Here is a 25133-nt window from a genome sequence, read left to right as displayed (position 1 = left end):
GCATTTTTGCAGGCCTTTTTTATCTGTTTAAATCAAAATTAGCCGGCCAGCAGTTTTGAGGAAATTTCTTTCGTCATCTTAGCCGCAACCATCGCTGTCATACCAACAAGATCCCGATGGGGATTAAGTTCCACGATATCTGCCCCGATCAAATCAGTATCCAGCTTATGTAACGTATTGATTAAATCGCGCACAGACATACCACCGGGTTCATGATGTGAAACCCCAGGCGCAAAAGCCGGGTCGAAAACATCCAAATCAACCGACAGATACACAGGTCCGTCAAAATTGAACGTTATCCCCGGATGCCAATCTTTCATTGCGATAATTTCAACACCAAACTTTTCTGCCTGTTCTTGCTGGTGTTTGTTCAAGGTACGTATGCCGACCTGGACAAGGCGTTTTACACGGCCCGTTTCCATCGCCCTTGCAAATGGACAGGCATGGCTATCCCTATTGCCCTGCATTTCATCATACAAATCGGAATGAGCATCAAAATGAAGGATATTAAGGTCCGGATAGCGTTTACTGTGCGCCCGCAGCAAAGGCGCTGAGACGGAATGATCGCCGCCGATACTTAAAAGCTTTGCACCCGTGGCAATAATTTCACCTGCCCGGGTTTCAATCTCTGCGATTGCGGTATTTGTGTCTTCAAAAACCAAATCACCAAGATCTTTCCACCTTTTATCGTTCCCCAGATCATGCCCATTTTCACAGGTAAGATTGGCAGAACCACAATGCAAAGCTTCGCGCATACGCTGTGGCCCCATGGCAGGCCCCGTCATAAAAGATGAGTTGTGATCGACTGGTAACCCCAATACAGCGAGATCACCCTGTTTAATATTCCTTAGATCCATTACCACCCCTGATCAATTTGTCTGTCGCAAGTGAATTGTCTCGGGGCCAGCTTATGCCCTTAAAGAACCAGGTCAAGCCTAGTAAAAATGATACATAGGGTAAAAATTATACCCGGGGTAAGGTGATACACGGGATAAGATGATACACAGGGATTAACTAAGGCGGTTACTCCTTATCATCGAAGGGATCAGTAACCGTTGTTTCCCTGTATTTAATATAACAATACACCGTTGTACTCAGGCCAACGCCCAGTATCCACGGGCTTTCAACACCATATCCGATAACAACTAATCCAAGGGCCGTTATTGCCAGAATACAAACAGGTGCATCCCCTCGGCCTCCGCAAAGATCTTTCCAGAATTTGCGCTGCTTTAACAGAATAGAGTTGAAGTGCCCCGTAATAATTGACATGCCAAGAAAGGTCAAAAAAACGAAGCCAATCATACCTGCAACAGTAAATGCCTGTTTAAATAAATCCGACATACTCGTCCTCTTGGGTCACCCCATCGGTCAAAGTTTATCTTGCTTTCTAAACAGCAGTTTACCCCAGAATGGTTATATCACGAAGTTCAACACCATCTGCCCAGGCAAGACAGCTACCTTTAGCCGAATGGATGTTTGGGTGTCATTAGTGTATCAGCCAAAAGAAACAGGCCAATCACCACGATAACGATCCCCCCAAGCAGGGAAATATAGCGTCCGAAATACCCCACATGTACGCCAATTTCATCCATGATTTTCATCAGCGGAAAGCGAATACCACGTGCACCAATCGCCAAAAGAGACACCGTTATGCCAGTACCAAAAGACATTGCCATAACCGCGGCCAAGCCCCCCGCCCAATGCCCAAGAACAAATGCGAGAATGAGAACAAGCAACGCCCCTGTACAAGGCCGAATACCAATAGCGAGAATGATTGCAACCAGATCCCGTTTGCTTGCTTTCACCTCAACAGAGGCAGGTTCCGACTTACCTTTTTTATGACCGCAACAAGAATGATGCCCTCCTGCATCATCTCCACTATGATCGTGCCCGCATCCTGCATGGCCGCCACCCCTGATACCACGCCAAATCAGAACAAGTCCGACAATCGTAACAGCACCATAACTAAGTGGCTCCATTACATCCTCAATTGCGAGCGATGTACTACGTACGCTTGTTTCCAAAAGAAAATAACATGCCCCAACGATTATTATGGCAGTTAGTCCCTGAACAAAAGAGGACGCCATGGATAATAATACTGCGGGTAAAACCTTGGTGTCCGTGGTCAAGGTATAGCTGGCAATAACAGCTTTCCCGTGGCCGGGTCCCAGGGCATGGAATATTCCATAAAGAAAGCAAATCCAGACAAGATAAAGTACAGAATCAAAACCGATATCATCCCCAAGCGCCCGTACACCCTGCCCCAAAAGGTCTGAAAAACTTCTTTGCTGGAGGCGAATTTCATTCAGCGCAAAATCAATTAAAGACTGATCTTCGACAGAAAAAACATTAAGTAATGCAGTAATCCCAGCCAATAAGAACAAGAGAACCAAGACACTGAAAATAGCTGCGGCAAACTTTGTGTTTAGTCTAAATGATTTTAACATGTAACGGTCACCGTCTTGGCAAAAATTGATCCTAAATCAGGATTTTGTGCCACTTCTTCATCGCTGAAGACCAAATCGGAAAGCGTCGTTCCGTCCTCTAGATTATCATCTGGATGGGTAACACTATGAGTACAGGCATTCATCGCCGCCGGAAGATAAGAAACCGCATGATTTTCGATAACATCCATGGCAATGAAATAGGACGGATCATACATTTGCATCTGGACAGAAGTTCCAAGAGCAACCGGTTTTTCAAGATCCAGCTTAAACCTCAACAAAAGGCGATTGTTTAATACATCTGCATCAGCGATTATTTCTTTCCTGTAAAGAGGACCGAATTCATCATCCCTTTTAACCTTCAAAAAATAATCCCACTCCTGCAAGTTTCCAATAGCATCGCGAGCAAAGGTCAATAGCTCTGCTTTCTCTACTTCACCACTTTGGTCCTGATCCAAATCAGGCAACAAAGATGCTGTATAGAGATCATCAAAAATCCAAACAGGTTCCAGCGCCGATATTTCACCAGCATCATTCCGATGAATAATAACCGCAGCATCAACCCAAACATGCGGATGGGATTGCGCATAAGAAGGATAAAATAAGATAAGCAAAAGACTCGTACGAAATACCTGTCTCCAACTTCTTTTAATCCAGCGCATGCTCTTGCGTATGCAAAAAATCACTCTAACCTTTTCCTTTAAGGGCCAATCGTCATTTCATGTTACATAAAATTATGACGGCAAAACGACAATAGTTATATTATAACATTTTAAAAATACAAGTTATCGGTTTCACACCCCTATCAAGAATAAAAGGCTATTTTCACATCTACTCCATAGCTTTGGCGCGCATTTTAAGCGCCGCAAGTTCAGATGCTTTGGCATAGCTATTAGCTTCTTTCCTGTAGGCAACAAAACTATCGAAAATTTCTTTTGCCAACGGGCTTGTTTCGCTGATTTCAGTGAGTGTTTCTTCCGACGCTTTATAGAGCGCCTTCATCACATCATCCGGGAATTGGCGTAGCTCAACACCTTCTTTTGCCAACAGGGGTTCAAAAGACTTTACATTGCCATAGGTAAAATCAGCGTAACTTTCATTCGCCGATGCCATAACTGCGCGCTTAACAATCTCTTTCAAGTCATCAGGCAAAGCATCATACGCAGCTTTGTTCACTGTTGCTTCCAGCGCGGGGCCAATTTCATGGAAGGCAGGCATGTAGTAATAATTCGCTACTTTATAAAGACCAAAGGCAATATCGTTCCAGGGGCCAACCCATTCCGCAGCATCAACAGTACCGGACTTCATAGCCGCAAAAATTTCACCCGGTGGCATCAAAACAACATTCACACCCAACTTCCTCATGGCTTCACCGCCAAGTCCCGCAATACGCATCTTGATGCCTTGCAGATCTTCCAGACTGTTGATTTCTTTACGGAACCACCCCCCGGCCTGCGGCCCGGAAGATCCAGCATAAAAAGGTAAAACACCAAAAGGTTCATAGGCCTTTTGCCAAAGATCCTGACCACCGCCGAAATAAAGCCACCCCGTGTATTCAGCAACACTCAAGCCAAAAGGAACACCCGTAAAAAAATGAAAGGCCTTGTCTTTCCCCTGCCAATAATAAGGGGTTGCGTGCCCCATCTGGGCAACACCATTTGAAACCGCGTCAAAAACTTCAAAGGGGGGAACCAGCTCTCCACCTGCATAGACGTCAACTTGCAAGCGACCACCGGACATTGTTGTAATCATCTCGGCCAATCGTTGGGCATTCATCCCCACACCGGGCGAGTTACGGGGCCAGCTCATGGCCATCTTCCAGGTTATCGTATCCTGGGCCTTAACAACTGCAGGGGCAGCAAGTGTCGCGACACCCGCTGTGACCAAAGCACCAAGAGCTTGCCTGCGGTCCAGAACCTTGGACTGCTGATCTTGATTTTTACGAATTCCGGTTGTGATCTTTTTGTCGGTCATAGCGGCCCTCATAGGTTATACGAGAAACCACTTTACCTTCTCCTCTATCAGACGCAATGCCATAGAAGGTCAATCACACAAAAATAACTTCGAAGCAGCTTTGGCCCGCTTTGAACTGAAAACACTTAAACCATCGATGAAACAGAGGGATTTTCCGGTTCCAGAAAAAAAGCTGTAAAAGTTGCAATAACAAGCATCACCGTTGAGGCAAGCAAGCAAGCTTCAAGACCAGCGTATTGAAAAACCAGCCCGGAAAGCAAGGTTCCAACAAGGCGTCCAATTGCATTGGCCATGTAATAGAACCCAACATTCAGCGCCACTTTGTCTGCATCAGAACAGGCAACAATCAGATAGGAATGCAACGAAGAATTAACCGCAAAGACAAAGCCGAAGACAAGAAGCCCGATCAGAAGAAAAGCGCCTGAAAAAGATAAATCCTGCCACAGGACAATAGCAATCACGGCAGGTAAAACCGCCAATACGCCCCCCCACAGACGCGCAGCCTCAACCCCGGAGCGGGGGTCTTTCACTTTTTTTGTCAGCTTGGGTACCAGCGCCTGAACAATACCATAACCAACCACCCATAGCGCCATGAAAGCCCCCACTTCATCAAAAGACCATCCCAGAGAAGAATAGAGAAAAACAGGCAACCCGACCACGAACCACACGTCCCTTGCTGCAAAGAGAAAAATACGCGCGAAGGAGAGAATGTTTATCGCTCTGGATTTTGAAAAAAGTTCCTTGGTGCGGATTTTTTGTTTCGCCTTTCCCAAGTCAACCTTAACCACCAGCGACGTCACCCCCAGAACAGCGACAAGTCCCAACGCCATTGAAAGTAGAGAGTTTTCAAATCCAACCCACTCCAGCAAAACGCCACCAAGTAAAAAGCCGAGACCTTTGAGGGCGTTCTTGGAACCGGTTAAAATGGCTACCCATCGGAACAGTGTTCCTTTGTCTTTACCATCATCCTTAGCCACGAGCTTTACGGCAGACTTTGAACTCATCTTGGTCAAATCTTTGGCGACACCCGACAGAGCCTGTGCCCCCATAACATAGATGATAGAAAAATCTACCGACCAGTCTGCACGCAATTGAGAGAGTAATCCCAGGGCGACAATTTGCGTGGTAAGGCCTAAAAAAAGTGTCAGCCGAAGGCCAAAACGTGCCGCAATCCAACCACCGACAAAATTGGTTACAATGCCCATCGCCTCGTAAAGTAGAAACAGATAGGCCAAATCAAGTGGTGTAAAGCCCAAACGATGGAAGTGCAGTAACACCAGCATGCGCAAGGCACCATCCGTCAGGGTAAAACCCCAATAGGCGGCGGTTACTGCACCATAGCTTCGCAAATCAGACATAGAATTTACCTGTCAGTTCCTGCACCAAATGCTCAGATCTCTGACGGACCTGACGCATGGCCTTTTGCATCAATGAAGATCACGGCTGATCATGGACAGTAGATCTGCCATACGATTGACGTATCCCCATTCATTATCATACCAGGCATAGATTTTGAGATGGCGCTTATCCACAACCATCGTGCTGGGCCCATCAATGATTACAGACCGGGGATCATTGACAAAATCAGTCGAGACAAGCGGTCGGCTTTCAAACCCGAGGATATCTTTTAACTCTCCGTCGGCGGCAGCCTGGAAGAGCTGATTGACTTCGTCCGCTGTTGTATCCCGCGCCAGCTCAAAGACACAGTCAGTTAGCGAAGCATTCAGAAGGGGGACTCTTACTGCATGGCCGTTCAACTTCCCTTTTAGCTCAGGGTAGATCATTGTAATCGCGGTTGCAGACCCCGTCGTTGTCGGGATCAAAGAATTAAGTCCTGATCGTGCCCGCCTCAAGTCTTTATGCGGAGCATCCACCATGACCTGTGTGTTGGTAACATCATGTATCGTTGTTATCGACCCACGTTCGATACCCAGCGCTTCATGGATTACCTTGATCACAGGGGCAATGCAGTTCGTCGTACAGGATGCCGCCGTCAAAATATCATCTTTCGCAGGGTCATAAAGCGCGTCATTAACACCATAGACCAGATTGGGCACTCCTTCGGACTTGACAGGCGCAGCCACCAGAACCTTTTTGACCCCTTCATCAAGATAAGGCGTTAGAACTTCTCGGCTTTTGAATTTACCGGAACATTCAAGCACCACATCCACACCGCGGTCAGCCCACCCGACATGCGAAATATTTTTTTCTTCGGAAAAGCTGATCGCCTGCCCTTCGACAATGATGTTATTTCCGTCAACATCAATGGACTTATTCCAATGGCCATGAACCGTATCAAACTCCAACAAATGTGCAGCACACTCGACACCGCCACTGATTTCATTGATATGGACAATATCGATACCTTCCATGTCCCACGCAGCCCGCAGCACAAGTTTCCCCATACGGCCAAAGCCATTGATACCTACACGTACTGCCACTTTTTTGATCCTTCCACGCTTGAGATAAATCTCGTACAAACATTATTTCGAAAATATTCGAAATACATTATAAAGCAAATGAATTTTTCATGACGGCTTCCCAAACATCGCACTGAAATCACCATTAGCAAAACAAAAGCACCATAAACAAAACTTGTTGGTGTCTCTTACTGGCTTCTGACATCATCACTGTAATGAGCTTAAAGCAACAAGCCGCAAGTACGTCAGCAGATATCCGGAAACCTAATATGTCCTCCTCGAACGTTCGCAATTCTCGGTATGATATCCTTTTCGAGCCGATTAAAATTGGCCCTGTTACGCTTAAAAATCGCTTTTACCAGGTGCCACATTGTAATGGACTGGGGTATGCCCGCCCGCAAAGCCTTGCTGCCATGCGCGGGATCAAGGCAGAAGGCGGTTGGGCGGCTGTCTGTACAGAAGAGGTAGAAATTCACCCCTCTTCGGAAATATCGCCTTATATCGAAGGACGACTTTGGGATAAATCCGATATTCCCGCCCATCAGTTAATGACATCGGCTGTCCACGAACACGGCGCACTTGCAGGTATCGAGCTTGTTCACAATGGCTTCCATGCCCCCAACAGAACATCGCGACTGCCCCCGATGGCCCCTTCCGCCATCCCTGTCGATGCCTATGATCCGGTTCATGCACGCGCGATGGATTTAACCGATATCAAGAATTTTCGAAGGTGGTATCGTCAGGCCGCATTAAATGCACGCGATGCAGGTTATGACATTATCTATGTCTATGCGGGCCACTGTATGACGACCCTCATGCATTTTATGCTGGCACGCTATAACCACCGCAGCGATGACTATGGCGGTTCCCTGAAAAACCGGGCGCGCCTTACCCGTGAAGTGATTTCCGAGGTGAAAGAAGCTGTTGGTGACCAATGTGCCATAGCCTTTCGCTTTGCCGTTGATGAACTTATGGGCAAACACGGCATGACTTCAGAGGGTGAAGCACAGGAAGTCGTAGGACTTCTCGCCGAACTGCCGGATCTATGGGATGTAAACATCAGTGGATGGTCCCATGACTCGTCAACCGCACGCTTCGAGCCAATCGAAGGCTATCAAGAACAATACACATCTTTTGTGAAATCTCTGACCACAAAACCGGTTGTTGGTGTCGGTAGATTTACATCACCTGATGCCATGGTTTCCCAAATCAAGCGGGGCGTTCTTGATATTATCGGTGCCGCACGGCCATCGATTGCCGATCCCTTCTTACCAAACAAAATTGCCCAGGGACGCATTGATGAAATACGCGAATGCATTGGATGTAATATCTGTGTCAGTGGCGACAATCTCAGTGTTCCCATTCGCTGCACACAAAACCCGACAATGGGTGAAGAATGGCGGCGAAAATGGCACCCGGAAAAGATTGAACCAAAGGCATCGAACAGTTCGGTACTTGTGGTCGGGTCTGGCCCCTCTGGACTTGAAGCAGCCCTGCAACTTGCCAACCGAGGCTATCAGGTCACCTTGGCAGAAGCAGGACAAGATCTTGGCGGGCGGGCAACAAAGGAAAGCCAGCTTCCCGGTCTTTTCAGCTATGCCCGGGTTCGGGACTACCGTGTCAATCTCCTCACCCAGATGGCCAATGTAGAAATATACAAAGACAGTCCGCTTGATGAAACCGCCATACTGGATTTTGGTTTTCCACATGTTCTGCTTGCTACCGGCTCTCGTTGGCGGCGCGATGGTACCGGACGACATCATCATCACCCCATTCCGGGGCTGGATAGTCTGCCAATCTTTACCCCTGATGATATGATGAACGGAAAAAGTCCAACGGGACACATTATCATCTTTGATGATGATCACTATTACATGGGTGGCGTACTCGCTGAAAAGCTTGTGAGCGAGGGGAAAAAGGTAACACTGGTTACACCAGCGGCAAAGGTATCAGCGTGGAGTGAATACACGCTTGAACAGGAGAAAATACAGGCAAGGCTTATCAATCTTGGTGTAGAACTCATCACAAATCAGGCTGTATCAAATATTGCCCAAAATCAGATAGAGCTATCGTGTAGCTATACAGGCAAAACCAAAAACATCACAGGTGACTGCATGTTACTTGTGACCGCAAGGGATGCCAATGACACTTTGTACCATCAGCTAAGACATGATCCTGACAGGTTGGAACAAGCCGGCATCAAGACACTGGAAGTTACAGGAGATGCCTATTCTCCGGGGTCTTTGGCATCAGCAGTTTATTACGGCCATCTGGCCGCGAGATGTCTGGAAGGAGAAAGTTGGGATACTGCTCTGTTTGAGGGAGAAAGGCCGGGTTTGGTTTCCTGACCCAATGATCAGGCACACATCCGTATATCGGATTGGCCAGGATTATCATCTCGTGCCTCAACAGGCTTAACGACATAACTTGCCGTATTCACTGTAAAGATTTCGTTGATCTTGCCTGCAAGGATATAGGCCCGTTGCTGTGATAGTCCCTCGGCAATGACAGAAATACGTTGAGTACCGTCCGCATTAGCATCTGCCTTTACATGACTTGGCGTCGCGCCAATCAAGGCAAAGTACTCCAGTACCCGTAACAGGGTGTTGGGCTCACTCATCGCGTCGATATCAAACTCGACCCGTGTATTTTCACTTGGTGTATTTAGCACAAAATTCATCCCGCTGACGATCACTCGTTTCTTCATTAGAGGTGAAGATCATAATCTTTCCCCAGATAAAAACAGTATCCCGGAAAGGGACAGGTATTTCTTCCCCAATACACTTTCAACATGCTATTATTTGAAACAAAATTCCGAATCAGTAAAAATTTTCAGGAAAAATGACCATTAAGCTGGACAAACTCGACATAGGTATTCTCGAATGCTTGCAAAAAGACGTTACCATCCCGGTGACCGAGCTTGCCGAAAAACTGGGATCGTCAAAGTCAGTATGCTGGCGTCGCATTCAGCGCCTGCTTGATGAAGGCGTCATCAAGGACCGTGTCGCCATCATTGATCAAAAGAAAATTGGCCTTGGCGTTACCGTTTTTGCCCAGGTCAAGATGCATCACCACGTAAAGGATGCCTTGCCAGATTTTGTTAAGGCAGTGCAAAAGTTTCCACAGGTTATTGAATGCCATACCCTTATGGGCAGCGTTGATTTCTTGCTAAAGATCATCGTTAAGGATATTGAGGATTATGAACGTTTCTTTTGGCAAGATTTATCGCAAATCGAAGGCGTTCAGGAAATTAGCTCTTCAACAGCCCTAACCCGTTTTGTCGATACCACCAGCCTGCCTCTTGATCACCTTTATCTTGAGGGAAACCAAGCCGACTAAGCCTGTCTGATTTTCAAAGTACATCAGACAAGACAGCATCGTGATGAAAGTAAAAGATGACCCAAAAGACAACGCCATTCGGCAAAGATCAACCTGTTGGATTAATAGACTACAGTGTGCTGGCAATGATCTTCATGCTTTGGGCATTGAACTACATCGCAGTCAAAGTCAGTGTCGATGAATTTCCTGTATGGACGGCTCTGGGTGTTCGTTTTAGCATCATCGTTTTGCTTCTGGTGCCTTTTGTTAAATTTCCCAAAGGTCAGTTTCGCTCTTTATTGTTAATCAGTGCAGCACTTGTGCCCGGTCATTTTGGATTACTCTTCTGGTCAATCCAGAATACAGCCAGTGTCGGGGCAATCTCTGTCATCATACAAGTTGGTCCCGCCTTTTCCGTACTCCTCGCCTGGATCTTCTTCAAAGACACACCCGGCATTAAACGTATCAGCGGACTGATTATTGGCTTTTTCGGTATCGTTTTTCTGTTTTATGAACCAACTTTTTTCGACACTCTTGACGCCCTTATCGCTGGTCTTGGCTCTGCATTTTTTATGGGCACATATATGGTTCTGGTTCGCGGGAAAAATCAAATATCACCCCTCGCGATTATTTGCTGGTCTTCCGCCCTGGGTATTCCTTTCTCCTTTGGAATGGCTCTCGCAATGGAAGCGCCAATCCCGGAAACCTTACAAAAAGCGAGCATAGAAAGCTGGCTTGGCATTGCCTATGCAGCCATAGCATCAAGCATTATCGCTCATGGCTCCTGGGCATGGATGTTACGGCGGCAACCGATCTCTTTTCTTGCCCCCTTAACACTTATTGTTCCTGTGTTGGCAGTCTTTGCAACAGTAACCGTGTTTGATGAACCCTTGACCCTGCACATGATTGTTGCGGGGGTAATTGTTCTTGCTGGCATGGGACTGATTACCATATCCAAAGCCTACAAATAGTATTTGAAACCAGCACTAATAAGTATTTACGTCTTCAAGCAACCAGGACGTAAATGCCTTTATATTGGGTGTATCCTTAAGGTCGTGTCGGCAAACAATCCCCCATCCGCCGGGCGCCTTTGCCGTATGATCGACAGGAAGCACCAAACGCCCCGCTTTTAGGTCACTATTTGCAAAAGGACCATTGACCATAGCCACACCTTCCCCGTCCAGCGCCATTTCCAATGCGATTGCCACGGTATCAACGGCAATTGAATTGCGGGATACTTCCGCATAAATCCCAAGCGACCGAAACCATTCCTCCCAATGATTATCTGCGGTATAAACTTCTAAAAGTGGCAGGTTCAGCAATTCCTCTGCAGAGATTTCTCCTTTTCCCGACAAAAGATCAGGACTGCAAACCGGAATAAGGTCTGCGCCAAACAAAGGTATCCAGTGCAGATGTTTCGCTACCGGGACCGGACTATAAATAAGCCCCACATCTTCATTTGTTTCATCAAACGTTCCATCGAGGATGCTGGATGTGATTTGCACATCCAGATCAGGATATAATGCCCGAAATCGGGACATACGCCTTGCTAGCCAGCGAATGGATAAAGTCACGAAAGCCTGAACGCGTAATTTTTGCCCTTGTCTGTTAGACCGCAGAGATTCAGAAGAAGAAATCAACTGCTCAAGAATATTTCGGATCACAAGATAAAACTGCTGCCCTTCAGTTGTCAGCTTTACGCCCCGACCGTCCCGTTGAAATAATTTAACCCGAAGATCTTCTTCCAGAACCTTAATCTGATGGCTGATCGCTGTATGCGTCAGATTTAACTCCTCTGCCGCGCCCCTGAAACTCAGGATCCTTGCTGCTGCTTCAAAACCCTTTAGAGCCTTCAAAGGGGGCAGCTTTTTTAAATCTATCTGTTCAGTCATCATGACCCCAAGACAAAACCAATCAGATAGTAATCCCACAGCACACAAACAATTGGAATATTTTTTGAACCACTTGGCTTAAAAACATCAATTGCGATTTTTTTTTGATAGGCTCATTGTTGATGAAACAAGAATGACAACTGACCGATCAGCGCAATCAGATTGAGGCCAAAATGAAAATTACCGAGTTAAAAACATTTGTTGTCGGCAATCCTCCTCCTCATTTTGGTGGCAAGTACTGGATTTTCACGAAACTCACAACCGACACCGGGATAGAGGGGATAGGCGAAGTTTATTCCGTCCCCTTCCACCCCAAAGTTGTCGAGCTCATGATCGAGGACATGTTTTCGCGTCACGTCGAAGGCATGGACCCTTTCAAAATTGAAACACTCTGGCGTCGGGTTTATTCCGGGGGCTTCACACAGCGAACCGACATTTCGACGATGGGTATCCTGAGTGGCCTCGAAACAGCCCTTTGGGATATTATTGGCAAAGCTCTGGATAAGCCCGTTTACGAGCTTCTTGGTGGACAGGTTCATGAGAAACTAAGATCCTATACCTACCTCTATCCACAAGACGGCGACACAACCGATGTTTATATGGATGCGGATCTTGCCGCAGAACGCGCCGCAGATTACGCAAAACAAGGCTTTACGGCAGTCAAGTTTGACCCCGCAGGGCCTTACACCGCCTTTGACCCACGGCAGCTTTCTTTGGAAGAGCTGGATCGCTCTGAAGAATTTGTCCGCAAAATTCGTGAAGCCGTTGGGAATAGATGCGACCTCCTGTTCGGAACCCACGGTCAAATGACTGCAGCCGGGGCAATCAGGCTGGCAAAACGTCTGGAACCTTATGATCCACTTTGGTTTGAAGAGCCGACACCACCAGACAATCAGGAAGAAATGGCCAAGGTCGCACGGGGCACGTCCATTCCTGTTGCAACAGGCGAACGTCTGGCAACAAAATATGAATTCCAGCGCGTGTTGCAAAGTGGCGCGGCGTCTATCCTTCAGTTTGCACTGGGACGGGTTGGCGGCATTCTCGAAGCCAAAAAGATTTCAGCCATGGCAGAAGCAAGCTATGCACAAATCGCCCCGCATCTCTACTGCGGTCCAATTGAAGGGGCCGCCAATGTACAGATCGGCGCCTGTAGCCCGAACTTCCTTATTCAGGAAAGCATCCAGCAGTGGCAAGGCTTCCATTCCGAAATTCTGAAAAAACCTATGGCTTGGGAAGACGGCTATATCATCCCGTCCAAAGAACCGGGGATCGGCGTTGAGCTGGACGAACAGGTTGCTGAAGCCAATCCCTACAATGGGACTGCACTTCATTTGGATATGCATCCAGACCCTGTCTGAGTTCAACGCCCTGACTTTATAAAACTTAATAAAAAGAAGTATTGGCCCTATTTTTTATGATGGCCGAGCATTAAGGGAGCGCGTATCATGAAAATTGGTTTTATCGGTCTGGGCAGTCTGGGTGAACCACTGGCGATGAACCTTGTCAAAGCAGGATGCCATGTCACGGTAACAGATCTCAACAAAGAAGCGGCAAATCGGTTGCTGGAAGCTGGTGCCAAATGGTCAGATGATATTGCGGGAACCTGCCGGGATGCCGAGATCGTTATTACGGCCCTTCCCTCCCCGGCGGCCTCTCGAGTTGTCGTAGAGGGTGATACCGGCGTTTTTGAAAATCTGGCCCCCGGGGCAACTTGGATAGAAATGAGCACCACAGATTTTGAGGATCTGCAACGTCTGACTGATCTGGCAAAAACGAAAGGCATCGATGCATTGGAATGTCCCGTTACCGGTGGCGTTCATCGAGCACACTCGGGTCTCATTACCATTCTGGTCGGCGGTGAAGAAACCATTTACAACAAGGTCAAACCTGTGTTGGAAATCATGGGGGGCGAGATCCTCTACATGGGCCCCACAGGTCACGCAACCGTCGTGAAGGTTGTCACAAACATGCTTGCTTTCATCAACCTTGTGGCTGCAAGTGAAGGCATGATGCTTGCGCGCAAATACGGTGTCGACATGGATGCCATCTGGAAAGGCATTCGTCATAGTTCGGGCAACTCCTTTGCCCATGAAACCGAATCAAAGCTCATTCTAAGTGGTAGTTACAACGTCAATTTCCCTATCGATCTCGTCTTGAAGGATCTGGGCCTTGCCCAAGGCATCGCAGAGAAAACAGGCGTTCCGCTGGAACTTGGCAGCGTTACGCAACAGATTTATCGCCGGGCAAAGGGGTTATTTGGGGGGAACGCTCAATCCCCGGAAGTCGCCAGAATGATCGAACAGGCCTGTGGCATCGACATGCGTGCAGAAGGCTACCCTGTCGAGCTAACCGAAGAAAATGCGGGGTAACCATATCAAAAAATAGCTTTTAAAAGCTAAAACGAAACGATGCCAACTAAAATATACCCGCTTCCAAACCTGCCGCCATCAACATGCCCAGCTCTTCGCACTGGTCTTCAAAGTCTGGCTTATAATCACCACGACATATCAAGGCCTCTTCCTGTACAGGGTTCCATCGCAACCCTGTAATAATTGTCTCAACCGCACGCTTGGTACCTGTTCCGTCGTGCCCAGCCCTGATATAGACACCATAGGGCAGACCCTGCTTAACTTCTAGGCAGGGGTAATAGATACGGTCAAAAAAATCCTTTAATGCCCCGCTCATATAGCCCAGATTTTCTGTAGTCCCCAATATAATACCATCTGCCTTCTGCACATCTTCAGCGGACGCTTCAAAAGGCGTTCGAACCACAACATCTATTTCCTTGATATCGGGATGGCTGGCCCCTTTCACCACAGCATCACGCAATGCCATTGTATTTGGCGAAGGAACATGAGCGACGATAAGAAGGCTTTTATTCATAAGGCAAAATCTTGAAAAGGATGACTACACTTATTGCTGCGATACCAGTAGGATAACACTTATCAAACTATTTTCAGATTTATTTCGAAAGTCCCTTCAAATATGCCCCAACAAAAAACATCTACCCAGAATAAAATTGTTTTGATTACAGGTGCGACCAGCGGCATTGGCTTGGCAACAGTCGAAGAACTAAAAAATGCCGGGTACCGCCCTATTTTAACTGGCCGTAACCCCGAGAAAGTCAAAGCCAGCGCCGAAAAACTGAATATACCCGGCTATCAGCTTAATGTTGCCAATGAAGAAGATTGTGCACAAATAATAGAAACACTGGAACAGGACATCGGACCAATCTGGGGATTGGTTAACAATGCTGGCATTTGGCTGGAAGGCTCTTTCGAGGACTATAGCATAGCCGACATTCGTTCTGTTATGGAAACCAATACTCTCGGCACCATGTTTATGACCCATGCAGTATTACCTGGTATGTTAAAACGAAAATCAGGTGCAATTATCAACGTCGTGTCAACCGGCGCTCTCTATTGCCGTAAATCAATTTCCGTCTATGCCGGAAGCAAGTGGGCCATAAGGGGCTTTACAGGATGTATGGAGGTTGAATGCGCCCCCAAAGGTGTTCGCGTCATGGGTTTCTATCCGGGAAAGGTTGATACCAATATGTATTCAACAGCTGGTATCGACAGAGATTTAGAAGTGGCAATGACACCGGGCGATGCCGCCAGTATGATCGAACGTATGCTCACAGACGAAAAAATCCTGTGGGGACATGTCTCTGGTCGCAGTATTAATGATTATCTGTAAATTCAACATCTTTCCGAAACACAAAAGGCCGAAACACAAAAGGCCCCGAAATCATTATCGGGGCCTTTTGTTTGTATGAACGGTATTCGTCGATTAAATAATCGCCGCACGAACTTTTGCCGAAACCATTTCACTAAGAATAACAGCTGCAAAGATAACCAACAGGATCAAGGAAACCTGCGGCCACGCCAGAACGTTAAGCGAAGATTGCATCTGAAGGCCAATCCCACCGGCACCGACCAACCCTAGAACCGTTGACTCACGAATATTGATATCCCAACGGAAAACGGTAATTCCCGCAAATGACGGCATTATCTGAGGCACAATCGCATAGGCCATGACTTGCCATCTGCTTGCCCCTGTTGCTGTTATCGCTTCGACCTGCTTCTCATCGATCTCTTCAATCGCCTCGTACAAGAGCTTGGCGCAAAATCCAATGGATCGCAGAGCAATGGCAATGGTTCCCGCAAAAATACCGGGACCAATAATCGCCACCAGCAACAGCGCCCAAATCAATGAGTTGATTGATCGCGATGAAACAATAATCAAGAGAGCAGGCCAGCGGCACAGAATGGGATGCGGTGTTGTGTTACGCGCCGCCAGAAAGGCAACAGGCACCGCGATGATCAAAGACATAACAGTACCAATCGTGGCGATATTGATCGTGTCCCAAAGTGGTTTCCATAGCTCATTGATATACGACCATTTAGGCGGCATGGCCCGGCTGGTAATGTCACCAGCGATTCGCGGGGCATCCACAACAAAAAACCAAGTCGTGGCTTCTGAAATTGTTTGCCAGCAGTACACGATCAAAGCGACCGCAACAAAATACACAAACCATCGTGTTAGCTGTGTATTCCTGTCCCGAACAGCCCAGATTTTCTGACCATTTTTATTTATAGATACAGCCATTATTGTAACCTCGCCCGAATAACGCCCGATAGATATTCAAGCAGCATAACAATCGCAATAATCATAATTATAATTGCAGCCGCCGTATCAAATTCGTAACGATCAAACGCCGTATTCAGGGTCGCGCCAATACCCCCGGCGCCAACGAGACCAAGAATCGCTGATTCACGGAAATTGATATCCAATCTGTACATAGACAAACCAATCAACCTCGGCATGACTTGTGGTTGAATGCCATAGGTAACCCATTGCCACCAGCTTGCCCCGGTCGCCTTGATTGCTTCGGCCTGTGAACGATCAGTATCTTCAATGTCCTCAGCCAAAAGCTTTGCAAGAAAGCCGATTGTCGCGAAAGACAAAGTCACAAAACCCGCGAAAGGACCAAATCCAAAGATCGCAACCAATAGAATTGCGACGATAATTTCATGCAAGGCACGGGAAATAGCAATAATTCCTCGACACACAAGATATACAGGTAACGGTGCGATATTACGCGCAGCCCCAAGACCGATTGGAATAGAAATCAAGATACCGCAAGCTGTCGATGTGATCGTCATGATGGCAGATTCGGCCATGCCATCGATAATATCTGATTTTCGGCTTAAAAAATCCGGTTGGGAAAAGGCAAGAATGAATTGCCAGCCACGGTCCAACCCTTCATAAACACGCGCCCAGTTAACATCAAAAGAACCAAACGCCAGTACAAGATAAATCAAGCACCCGGAAATCAGCCCCCAACGCATAAGTGGGTTTTTGATCATCGGGGGCTTTCGCCACTTTCTCGAAGCCGTCATGGAAACACTCATGCGACAGCTCCCTGTGCTGCCTCTTCGTCTTCATCCTCGTCAACAGTTTCGATTGTGGCTTCCCAGTCTTCTTCACCATAGATTTCGGTCAAGGTTTCAGGCTTAAGCTGATCCGGAGGGCCATCATAAACAACTTCCCCAAACCGCAAGCCAATGACACGCTGGACAAACATCTGTGCCAAGGCAACGTCATGAATATTAATGATTGCTGCCAGATTACGTTCAGCACATAGTTCGCAGATCAAGCGCATAATCTGACGAGATGTTTTTGGATCAAGAGAAGCTGTTGGCTCATCCACAAGCAATAGTTCTGGATCTTGAATCAATGCTCGGGCAATACCTACACGTTGCCGCTGTCCCCCTGACAGTTCATCGGCGCGTTTGTCCGCCATGTGATCAAGACCAACCCTCTCTAACAAACGAAAGGCTTCGTCAACATCGCTTTGCGGGTATTTACGAAAAAAGGAACGCCAGAACCCAACGTACCCTAGACGCCCGGAAAGAACATTCTCCATCACTGTAAGTCGCTCTACAAGCGCATATTCCTGGAAGATCATTCCCATACGGCGCCGAGCCTGACGCAATGCACCAGAACCAAGTTTTGTCAGCTCCTTACCATTAAGCGTAACACTGCCCGATGTTGGTTCAACCAAGCGGTTTATGCAGCGAATAAGCGTACTTTTTCCTGCCCCGGATGGTCCGATTAACGCAACAACCTGCCCTTTGGGAATCTCAACCTCGACCCCCTTGAGAGCCATATCACCCGTTGCATACTGCTTGGTAAGTTTATTCAGGTGTAACATGCTAATTACCTGTCATATGAAAAACACACCCGACACCATGAAAGGTGTCGGGTTGTTACAAAAAAGTTCAAGATTTTAGTTATTTACAAGCGTAAGAAACGTTGTTAGCCGCATCAATTTTGCGGATAACATCCCAGAATTTTTTGTATGTCATTGGTATGAACTGACTTTCTTTGGATTTCTTAAACTCTTTTTCCAAAGATGTTCCCGCCCATTCAAAACTGAAGAACGCATCCTTAATTGTGTCCTGAAGTTCCGGTTTCAGATTATAAGCTACCCCAAAACCTGTTGTCGGGAATGTCTGCGATTTATAGATTGTCTTAACCTGATCTTCCTTAATCACATCCCGCGAGATCATGCGAAACTTCACAGAGTTTGCGATAGAAGCCGCGATATAATCTTTATTGGCAACACCAAGAATAGAATTATCGTGTTTTCCAGAGAATGCTGCCTCAAAGTCGCGATCTTTTATCATATCAAAATCAGCCTTGAGAATTGCTGACGGCGCTTTAAACCCAGAATTTGATGTCGGTGAGGTAAAAGCCAATGCTTTACCTTTCAAATCCTGAACCTTTTCAATACCACTACCCGGATAGGTAATGATTTCCATCTCATATCCAAAACTGCCGTCTTCCCGTGCCATAATCGTAAATGGTTTAAAACCAGCACAGTTCACTGCTAGCGGATTAGATCCCGTGTTGAAACCTGCGATATGAAGACGACCAGATCGCATAGCTTCGATTTGAGCTGCATTTGATTGGACTGGAAAGAAAACCACATCTTTACCGGTTTTCTCTTCTAGATAATCAAGAAAATCAGACCATGCCTCTTTATAAACAGCTGGATCTTCAACAGGTGTATAAGCAAAAATAAGTGTATCTGGGTCCAGTTGTTTCGCCGGATCTGTTGGTGTATCTGCAACCAAATCGCCATCTACATCACAAAAGCGCGTATCCAGATCACCACGGGCACAATCCTCAGCCGTCGCAGTTGATAGATTCACAGAAAGACAGGCCAGCACACTGGCGCAACCAAATAGAATATCCCGAAGTTTCATCAATACCTCCCTTAGTATTGTATCGCCCATTGTTTGTTTAAAAGTGCGCATTACATCAAACGCACTTACGCTCAAGGTGACTTTTACAAATAAAGATGAGTTTATTTTTGTTTTTCCCATCCAATAGTTTCAATTGAAGCACAATACACTTTCATTTGAAACACAGTTTTCAGAAAAATGTAAAAATCTAAACCTGGTCAGCATAAGTGCCAGTAAAACAAAGACAAATCTTAACGATTAAAAAAACCAACGACACACCAAACATGACCACAACCATAAGGAATGAAACATTAATTTCATAGATTTTTATTGATCCCTTTTTCGAACCCAAAATTTAATCACCATGAACGAAGTTCTGCTCTGTTTTATTTAAAAAAAATTTGAGTTGAGAAACGAACAAAAAATCAATCAAATCATAACCAAGAATTATATAAAAAATAAACTCACCATTTAAAATCAACCACTTACAGAAAAACAAACTCTAACTCCATTTAAACCGAAAAAGAAATATCCTAATTTTAGCAGATAGGAAAAATTTAATTAAAAACGGTTATTTATAAAGCTACTAAGCACACTTAAGAGCTTATTAACGAATAAAGCCCACACTCATAGAATGCATTTTGTACGGGTATGCATAACTTTCATCAGTACGGTACGAGTTTAATTCCTCACTTCAGGGGGTACTACACGACTATGAAATTGGAAGTATCCGACCAAACAGCGACAATTGAATTAGCGCCAAGTTTGGACATTTTTGTTGCAGAAGAATTGCTCGCCTTATTTGTCGATGCCGACAATCAAAGCTTGGATCTCAACATTAATGCCCAGGGCGTGGAAAAAGCTTCTACCGCATGTCTGCAAATTATTCATTCCGCGGCTGTCAGCTGTATAGAAGCTGATCGCGCTTTCCAGATCACAGAAGCTTCAGACGCTTTGGTCACAGCCTTCAAAGATCTCGGCCTTTATTCCAAAATCACAATGCGGAGCTAAAAAATGGGGTTAAAAGTTTTAACTGTTGATGATTCAAAAACAATGCGGGATATGGTTTCCTTCACCCTAAAAGGCGCAGGACACAACGTCCTCGAAGCCGCAGATGGCTGTGAGGCCCTTCGCGTTCTTGGCGGTGATCGGGTTGATCTGGTTATAACAGATGTAAACATGCCCAACATGGATGGGCTGACACTTTGCAAAGAAATTCGATCTAATCCAACGCATCGACTAACACCTATTTTGGTTCTGACGACGGAATCTGATGGAAACAAAAAAAATGAAGGCCGAAGCGTCGGGGCTACTGGCTGGATCGTGAAGCCTTTCAACCCCGAAAAGCTGCTTCAAGTAGTAAATAAAGTTTGCCCATGATGCAAACCCATCGGGTGTCTCGCACCACCCGATCTGGTTCCTGAAATAAATTTTGGTACAGGACATTATCATTTAATCGCCGATCTACGAATTGTTCGTAAAAAGGGGGAAAAGTGAGTACCAACGATTTTGATCTTGATCAGTTCAAAGCAACCTATTTTGAAGAATGCGCTGAACTGCTGATAGATGCAGAAACAAGACTTGCCGACTTGCAACACAACCCAGAGAGCGTTGATGCAGAAGACCTGAATGCCATCTTCCGTGTCGTCCACTCTGTAAAGGGTGGTGCGGGCGCTTTTAGTTTCGATCAACTCGTTGGCTTTGCCCATATATACGAAGCCCTACTCGACCGAATGCGTCAGGGTGAAATTCAAATTACAGAAGACATCGTTACGCTGTTACTTTCAGCCAACGACATTCTAACAAACCTTATTCAGGCCGCCCAAAACGGAACAACACTCCCCGAAGAAGACTTTATAGAAGTCAAAAACAAACTGAACCTGCTTGCTTTTGATCAACCCGCCAACACATCGTCCGAACCCAGCGAAAGTGAAACCGTCACTTCTGGCGAAAAAAGGGTTCAAAAATATATTATTTCCTTCATTCCCAAGCCTGAACTATTACAACACGCCAATGAACCTCTCCTTCTTGTACGCGAGATGAAAGAACTTGGTCAGCTTACTACGACAGTGAACACCGACCGCCTGCCCTCCATTCAGAAAATAATCTCTGATGAAGCTTATTTTTCCTGGGTTTTTGAACTTGTATCGGATTGTAGCTTATCGGACGTAGAAGAGGTTTTCGAATTCGTCACAGAGGATTGTGACCTTGAGATAAAAATACACAACGAAACCGAAGCAAAGACAGAAAAACAAGAACAAGCTTCGCCCGAACTCGTTTCTGAAAGTCCTTCTGACAGCGGCACGAAGAAATCTCTTGAAGCCACCAAACAGCAAGCTGTTGAGGCCATGCAGGCCCCAACAATTCCAACGCCACCTTCTGGAAAACCAACGCCGACAGGTAATAATCAGGCCCCTCAGCGCGTTTCTTCAATTCGTGTAGAACTTGATCGTGTCGACCGTTTGGTCAACATGGTCGGAGAACTTGTGATTACCCAGGCAATGTTGCGCCAACAGGTTGATAACCTTCCCTCCGAACTTGCTGCTTTTATGGCAAAAGGTTTCGAAGACCTTGGTATGCACACACGGGAAATTCAAGAATCGGTTATGGCCGTGCGCATGCAGCCGGTTAAGTCCGTTTTCGCGCGCATCCCACGCCTAGTAAGAGAGCTGGCAACAAAGCTTGGCAAGAAAGTTGAGCTAGAGACATCCGGCGAACACACAGAAGTTGATAAAACTGTCATCGAACAACTTTCTGATCCACTGACCCATATGATACGAAATTCCCTGGATCACGGGATTGAGGAAACACCAGCCGATCGTGTGAAGGCAGGGAAGCCCGAACTCGCCACGGTCACGTTATCCGCAGAGCATCGGTCAGGTCGCATTCATATCATCGTTACAGATGATGGCCGTGGCATTAACCGCGAACGTGTAAAGGCCAAAGCCATTGAAAAAGGTATAATTAGCCCCGATGAAAACCTTTCTGACGAAGCAATAGATGACTTGATTTTCAGTCCCGGTTTTTCAACCGCGGAAGAAGTCACAGATGTTTCCGGCCGGGGTGTTGGCATGGATGTTGTTCGACGAAACATCAGTAACCTTGGGGGGCGAATTTCCGTTCAGTCCACACCGGGAAAAGGAACCAAGTTTATTATGTCACTTCCTCTGACACTCGCTGTGTTAGATGGAATGGTCGTTGCCGTCGGAAAAGAAAAATTCATTATCTCTTTAACCGCGATTATCGAAAGCTTACGCCCGACAAAAACAGAACTTCACAAGCTTTCGAATGGTGCCGAAGTTGTCGCTTTGCGTGGTGAATACATTCGACTTGTCAAATTACATCGTCTTTTCAACATTCCCGATGCTCAAAGAGATCCAAGCCAAGCCCTTGTTGTCGTTGTTGAGATTGAAGGCGGAAAACAAGTTGGCATTTTGGTTGATGAACTTCTTGGGCAGCAACAGGTTGTGATTAAAAGCCTGGAGGAAAACTACGACCCTGTCGCAGGGATCTCGGCAGCAACGATCCTCGGAAACGGGATGGTTGCCCTCATCCTTGATGTAGATGGCCTGGACGCAATGGCCCGACAAGCAAGCCACAAACATGAGCCCCCAGAACAAACTGGCTTATTAGACACAGAAAAAGCGCCACAAAAGATAGATCCCCCGAACCAGCTTAAGGCCTCTTTGACAGATAACAAATCAGCACTTCCTGCTGACGATCACTCGGAAGACGAAACGCGAAAATACGAAGTAATGGAGTAAGCGCGGATGGAAAGTAATAGCCTCGTAACACAGGAAAAAAATAACTTACCTGCACAGGGCGAACCTAATTCACAAGGCCATCCCCCGGGTGAAGCTGCTATGGCGGAAGATAATAGTCACCACCAGTTCATCACCTTTACCGTTGGTGATCAGGAATATGGCGTTGATATCATGTCGGTACGCGAAATTAAGGGGTGGGTAGAAACTACACTTTTACCCAATACACCCGAATATATGCGCGGTGTCTTAAACCTTCGTGGTGTCATTGTTCCGATATTTGATCTTAGATGTCGTTTTGGCCTTGGAAAAACAGAAGCCACAAACCTGCATGTCATCGTCATTATTGCCGTAAAAAACAGAATGGTCGGTATTCTTGTCGACACAGTTTCTGACATCCTCACCGTTTCCAACTCTGACATTCGCGATGTTCCAAAAATGGAAACGCTTATCGAAGAAGAATACCTATCCGGTTTGGTCACTATCGAAGAACGAATGGTTGCCCTGCTTAATCAAGAACGCCTCTTTGATGCCAAGATGATTGATAGCGGTATAGCGATGAGCAAAATGGATGAAACATAACGACGAACAAACAACACAAATTGAAACAATTTTTTTAACAAAAAATACAACCAAAGAAGGATCTAGCAGCAAACCACTAAACCTTTAATCAAATGGTTTTGCCCAAGAAGCCTTCGTCGTAATCGAGAAACGAAAAATAAATTGGTCCTTAAGACCAAGCCAAAATAAGGACGGAGATACAATGGTCACTTTTTTAAACAACTTACCAGTAAAGTTTAAATTTGGGATAGCGCTACTCGCACCAGTGCTTGGCCTACTATTCTACTCCACCTACACCTTGCTCGAAAAGAATGCGACGGTGAATTCTATGGAAAAGATTCTCAATATTGCAGAATCCGCCCCAGATCTGAGCGCTTATATTCACAATCTACAAGCAGAGAGAGGAGCCTCAGCAAGCTACATTGGCGCAAATGGCTCAAGTGCCCTCAAAAATCAGCTTGACGATAGCCATCGCCGGACAAATGAATCACAAAAAGCTTTTCAAACACAACTCACAAACCTTATCGCCCACGCAGATAATGACCGTTTTATCAGCAAACTTGATAAGGTTCAGACGACAGCACGTGAACTAGAAAAGTATCGGTCATCTGTTATCAATATAGAATTATCGGCCAAAGAGATGGCCAGTTATTATTCCAGAACGATCGCAAGCTTGATTGATCTGATCGCAGAAATGCCTCATCAAAGCAAAGATGGTGGCATATCCAATGAAATCACAGCTTTGATTGCCTTGCTACAGGCAAAAGAAAATGCCGGTATTGAACGCGCCATAGGTACTGCCAGCTTTACATCGGGATCTTTTGACACCGATCAATACAGACAAATATCAAGTCTGATCAGCAAACAACAAAGCTATTTCTGGATCTTTCAAAACTATGCTTCTGACAAACAAAACTCACGATATAATGATCTTCTTGCAAACCCTGTATCCCAGAGATTATCAGATATGCGAGACGTTATCGCGCAATATCCCGACACTTTTGACCTAAGGGGTATCAGTGGGCAAGAATTCTTCGACGTAACCTCTTCTCGCATTAACATATTAAGAGAAATTGAAATCAAAGCTGAAGACTCTCTTATCGAAGATATTACCCACATTAGAGATGACGCCTACAATATCGAACTAGTCTTTTTGATTAGTACTATTTTATTACTGACCTTTGCCATTGGTCTAGGCACCATCATCGTTATCGGCATCAGCCGCTCTTTGGCCAATCTTGTTGAAATCGTTGTAGATCAGGACGCCCAAGTCAAGATTGATCCAAGCCGCAAAGATGAAATCGGTATCTTAAGCAATGCGCTCGTTGCTTTCACTGAAGAAGCCAAAAAAAGCGCACTGATAGCGACTGAAAATCTTCGGATAAAATCAGCCCTGGACAATTGTAAGGCCAATGTGATGGTGGCGGACAATGACTTTGACATCATCTATATGAACGATGCTGTTCTAGACATGATGCGCGCAGGAGAAGCCGATATCCGCAAGGAT

25 protein-coding genes are annotated in these 25133 nt (G+C 46.1%); 11 read left to right on the top strand and 14 right to left on the bottom strand.

Translation table 11 applies throughout. From position 1 onward, the window contains the following. Positions 1-38: 38 nt before the first annotated feature. From speB to WH95_RS19010, 7 genes are all read right to left on the bottom strand, one after another. On the bottom strand, positions 39-857 hold the full coding sequence (speB, locus tag WH95_RS19040; RefSeq protein WP_046509995.1) for an agmatinase: 819 nt from the start codon (positions 855-857) through the stop codon (positions 39-41). A gap of 166 nt (positions 858-1023) precedes the next feature. After that, entirely contained in the window at positions 1024-1341 is a 318-nt protein-coding gene (locus tag WH95_RS19035) for a hypothetical protein (RefSeq protein WP_046509994.1), read from the bottom strand. A gap of 119 nt (positions 1342-1460) precedes the next feature. Beyond that, a complete protein-coding gene (locus WH95_RS19030; protein ID WP_046509993.1) occupies positions 1461-2447 on the bottom strand; it encodes a nickel/cobalt transporter in 987 nt (328 codons plus the stop codon). Then, a complete protein-coding gene (locus WH95_RS19025) occupies positions 2441-3058 on the bottom strand; it encodes a DUF1007 family protein (RefSeq protein WP_157846024.1) in 618 nt (205 codons plus the stop codon). Before WH95_RS19025 ends, WH95_RS19030 begins: the two co-directional genes overlap by 7 nt. A gap of 217 nt (positions 3059-3275) precedes the next feature. Beyond that, the gene (locus WH95_RS19020; protein ID WP_082114251.1) at positions 3276-4418 is read right to left on the bottom strand and encodes a TRAP transporter substrate-binding protein; all 1143 of its coding nucleotides are present in this window, start codon (positions 4416-4418) and stop codon (positions 3276-3278) included. Between the two features lie 125 nt (positions 4419-4543). Further along, positions 4544-5776, bottom strand: coding sequence for an organoarsenical effux MFS transporter ArsJ (gene arsJ, locus WH95_RS19015; protein WP_046509991.1), 1233 nt, complete (start codon positions 5774-5776; stop codon positions 4544-4546). 69 nt (positions 5777-5845) lie between these two features. Further along, positions 5846-6859 carry an ArsJ-associated glyceraldehyde-3-phosphate dehydrogenase gene (locus tag WH95_RS19010; protein ID WP_046509990.1) on the bottom strand — a complete coding sequence of 338 codons (1014 nt, stop codon included), beginning with the start codon at positions 6857-6859 and terminating at the stop codon, positions 5846-5848. Positions 6860-7107: 248 nt separating this feature from the next. On the opposite strand from WH95_RS19010, the gene WH95_RS19005 reads away from it, so the two are divergent. Beyond that, positions 7108-9186 (top strand): oxidoreductase, encoded by a 2079-nt coding sequence (locus WH95_RS19005; RefSeq protein ID WP_046509989.1) that lies wholly within the window; start codon positions 7108-7110, stop codon positions 9184-9186. Positions 9187-9194: 8 nt separating this feature from the next. Here the strand turns inward: WH95_RS19005 and WH95_RS19000 are convergent, their stop codons facing one another. Further along, on the bottom strand, positions 9195-9509 hold the full coding sequence (locus WH95_RS19000) for a hypothetical protein (RefSeq protein WP_157846023.1): 315 nt from the start codon (positions 9507-9509) through the stop codon (positions 9195-9197). A 170-nt stretch (positions 9510-9679) separates the two neighbouring features. Between WH95_RS19000 and WH95_RS18995 the strand changes: the two genes are divergently transcribed. Further along, complete coding sequence (locus tag WH95_RS18995) at positions 9680-10177, top strand: Lrp/AsnC family transcriptional regulator (RefSeq protein ID WP_046509986.1); 498 nt, start codon at positions 9680-9682, stop codon at positions 10175-10177. Between the two features lie 56 nt (positions 10178-10233). Beyond that, positions 10234-11127 (top strand): DMT family transporter, encoded by an 894-nt coding sequence (locus WH95_RS18990; RefSeq protein WP_046509984.1) that lies wholly within the window; start codon positions 10234-10236, stop codon positions 11125-11127. 15 nt (positions 11128-11142) lie between these two features. Here the strand turns inward: WH95_RS18990 and WH95_RS18985 are convergent, their stop codons facing one another. Further along, positions 11143-12051: a LysR substrate-binding domain-containing protein gene (locus WH95_RS18985; RefSeq protein WP_052742161.1), complete on the bottom strand. Its 909-nt coding sequence runs from the start codon at positions 12049-12051 to the stop codon at positions 11143-11145. 170 nt (positions 12052-12221) lie between these two features. Here WH95_RS18985 and WH95_RS18980 point away from each other — a divergent pair, with 170 nt between their 5' ends. Continuing rightward, positions 12222-13406: a mandelate racemase/muconate lactonizing enzyme family protein gene (locus WH95_RS18980; protein WP_046509983.1), complete on the top strand. Its 1185-nt coding sequence runs from the start codon at positions 12222-12224 to the stop codon at positions 13404-13406. A gap of 87 nt (positions 13407-13493) precedes the next feature. Beyond that, positions 13494-14417: an NAD(P)-dependent oxidoreductase gene (locus WH95_RS18975; RefSeq protein WP_046509982.1), complete on the top strand. Its 924-nt coding sequence runs from the start codon at positions 13494-13496 to the stop codon at positions 14415-14417. A 46-nt stretch (positions 14418-14463) separates the two neighbouring features. Here WH95_RS18975 and WH95_RS18970 read toward each other — a convergent pair whose 3' ends face one another. Continuing rightward, positions 14464-14931 (bottom strand): flavodoxin family protein, encoded by a 468-nt coding sequence (locus WH95_RS18970; RefSeq protein WP_046509981.1) that lies wholly within the window; start codon positions 14929-14931, stop codon positions 14464-14466. 102 nt (positions 14932-15033) lie between these two features. Here WH95_RS18970 and WH95_RS18965 point away from each other — a divergent pair, with 102 nt between their 5' ends. Further along, on the top strand, positions 15034-15747 hold the full coding sequence (locus WH95_RS18965; protein WP_052742160.1) for an SDR family NAD(P)-dependent oxidoreductase: 714 nt from the start codon (positions 15034-15036) through the stop codon (positions 15745-15747). Positions 15748-15840: 93 nt separating this feature from the next. Here the strand turns inward: WH95_RS18965 and phnE (WH95_RS18960) are convergent, their stop codons facing one another. From phnE (WH95_RS18960) to phnD, 4 genes are all read right to left on the bottom strand, one after another. Then, on the bottom strand, positions 15841-16659 hold the full coding sequence (gene phnE / locus WH95_RS18960) for a phosphonate ABC transporter, permease protein PhnE (protein WP_046509980.1): 819 nt from the start codon (positions 16657-16659) through the stop codon (positions 15841-15843). After that, a complete protein-coding gene (gene phnE, locus WH95_RS18955; RefSeq protein WP_046509979.1) occupies positions 16659-17465 on the bottom strand; it encodes a phosphonate ABC transporter, permease protein PhnE in 807 nt (268 codons plus the stop codon). The genes phnE (WH95_RS18960) and phnE (WH95_RS18955) overlap by 1 nt, the downstream gene beginning before the upstream one ends. Beyond that, complete coding sequence (phnC, locus tag WH95_RS18950) at positions 17462-18268, bottom strand: phosphonate ABC transporter ATP-binding protein (protein ID WP_046509978.1); 807 nt, start codon at positions 18266-18268, stop codon at positions 17462-17464. Before phnC ends, phnE (WH95_RS18955) begins: the two co-directional genes overlap by 4 nt. Before the next feature lie 79 nt (positions 18269-18347). Beyond that, positions 18348-19325 (bottom strand): phosphate/phosphite/phosphonate ABC transporter substrate-binding protein, encoded by a 978-nt coding sequence (gene phnD / locus WH95_RS18945; RefSeq protein WP_046509977.1) that lies wholly within the window; start codon positions 19323-19325, stop codon positions 18348-18350. 693 nt (positions 19326-20018) lie between these two features. Here phnD and WH95_RS18940 point away from each other — a divergent pair. The 5 genes from WH95_RS18940 to WH95_RS21815 all read left to right on the top strand — a co-directional run. Then, positions 20019-20315 (top strand): STAS domain-containing protein, encoded by a 297-nt coding sequence (locus WH95_RS18940; RefSeq protein ID WP_046509976.1) that lies wholly within the window; start codon positions 20019-20021, stop codon positions 20313-20315. Between the two features lie 3 nt (positions 20316-20318). Further along, on the top strand, positions 20319-20684 hold the full coding sequence (locus WH95_RS18935; protein WP_046509975.1) for a response regulator: 366 nt from the start codon (positions 20319-20321) through the stop codon (positions 20682-20684). Positions 20685-20797: 113 nt separating this feature from the next. Next, positions 20798-23068, top strand: coding sequence for a chemotaxis protein CheA (locus tag WH95_RS18930; RefSeq protein WP_046509974.1), 2271 nt, complete (start codon positions 20798-20800; stop codon positions 23066-23068). A gap of 6 nt (positions 23069-23074) precedes the next feature. Then, positions 23075-23647, top strand: coding sequence for a chemotaxis protein CheW (locus WH95_RS18925; protein ID WP_052742159.1), 573 nt, complete (start codon positions 23075-23077; stop codon positions 23645-23647). Positions 23648-23828: 181 nt separating this feature from the next. Further along, positions 23829-25133: nitrate- and nitrite sensing domain-containing protein (locus WH95_RS21815; RefSeq protein WP_157846022.1), on the top strand; the 1305-nt coding region annotated here is incomplete at its 3' end.

The sequence above is a fragment of the Kiloniella litopenaei genome (assembly GCF_000982415.1).
Lineage (GTDB): Bacteria > Pseudomonadota > Alphaproteobacteria > Kiloniellales > Kiloniellaceae > Kiloniella > Kiloniella litopenaei.
The sequence above is the reverse complement of the archived record's forward strand: the minus strand, read 5'-3'. Positions and strand labels throughout refer to the sequence as shown.

Bases quoted from the DNA above. Each gene is read 5' to 3' on its own strand.
- WH95_RS18975 (WP_046509982.1), top strand. From the start codon at position 13,494: ATGAAAATTGGTTTTATCGGTCTGGGCAGTCTGGGTGAACCACTGGCG.
- WH95_RS18980 (WP_046509983.1), top strand. From the start codon at position 12,222: ATGAAAATTACCGAGTTAAAAACATTTGTTGTCGGCAATCCTCCTCCT.
- WH95_RS19030 (WP_046509993.1), bottom strand. From the start codon at position 2,447: ATGTTAAAATCATTTAGACTAAACACAAAGTTTGCCGCAGCTATTTTC.
- arsJ (WP_046509991.1), bottom strand. From the start codon at position 5,776: ATGTCTGATTTGCGAAGCTATGGTGCAGTAACCGCCGCCTATTGGGGT.
- WH95_RS18965 (WP_052742160.1), top strand. From the start codon at position 15,034: ATGCCCCAACAAAAAACATCTACCCAGAATAAAATTGTTTTGATTACA.
- phnE (WP_046509980.1), bottom strand. From the start codon at position 16,659: ATGGCTGTATCTATAAATAAAAATGGTCAGAAAATCTGGGCTGTTCGG.
- WH95_RS18925 (WP_052742159.1), top strand. From the start codon at position 23,075: ATGGAAAGTAATAGCCTCGTAACACAGGAAAAAAATAACTTACCTGCA.
- phnC (WP_046509978.1), bottom strand. From the start codon at position 18,268: ATGTTACACCTGAATAAACTTACCAAGCAGTATGCAACGGGTGATATG.
- speB (WP_046509995.1), bottom strand. From the start codon at position 857: ATGGATCTAAGGAATATTAAACAGGGTGATCTCGCTGTATTGGGGTTA.
- WH95_RS18985 (WP_052742161.1), bottom strand. From the start codon at position 12,051: ATGATGACTGAACAGATAGATTTAAAAAAGCTGCCCCCTTTGAAGGCT.
- WH95_RS18995 (WP_046509986.1), top strand. From the start codon at position 9,680: ATGACCATTAAGCTGGACAAACTCGACATAGGTATTCTCGAATGCTTG.
- phnD (WP_046509977.1), bottom strand. From the start codon at position 19,325: ATGAAACTTCGGGATATTCTATTTGGTTGCGCCAGTGTGCTGGCCTGT.
- phnE (WP_046509979.1), bottom strand. From the start codon at position 17,465: ATGAGTGTTTCCATGACGGCTTCGAGAAAGTGGCGAAAGCCCCCGATG.
- WH95_RS18935 (WP_046509975.1), top strand. From the start codon at position 20,319: ATGGGGTTAAAAGTTTTAACTGTTGATGATTCAAAAACAATGCGGGAT.
- WH95_RS19035 (WP_046509994.1), bottom strand. From the start codon at position 1,341: ATGTCGGATTTATTTAAACAGGCATTTACTGTTGCAGGTATGATTGGC.
- WH95_RS18970 (WP_046509981.1), bottom strand. From the start codon at position 14,931: ATGAATAAAAGCCTTCTTATCGTCGCTCATGTTCCTTCGCCAAATACA.
- WH95_RS19020 (WP_082114251.1), bottom strand. From the start codon at position 4,418: ATGACCGACAAAAAGATCACAACCGGAATTCGTAAAAATCAAGATCAG.
- WH95_RS18940 (WP_046509976.1), top strand. From the start codon at position 20,019: ATGAAATTGGAAGTATCCGACCAAACAGCGACAATTGAATTAGCGCCA.
- WH95_RS18990 (WP_046509984.1), top strand. From the start codon at position 10,234: ATGACCCAAAAGACAACGCCATTCGGCAAAGATCAACCTGTTGGATTA.
- WH95_RS19005 (WP_046509989.1), top strand. From the start codon at position 7,108: ATGTCCTCCTCGAACGTTCGCAATTCTCGGTATGATATCCTTTTCGAG.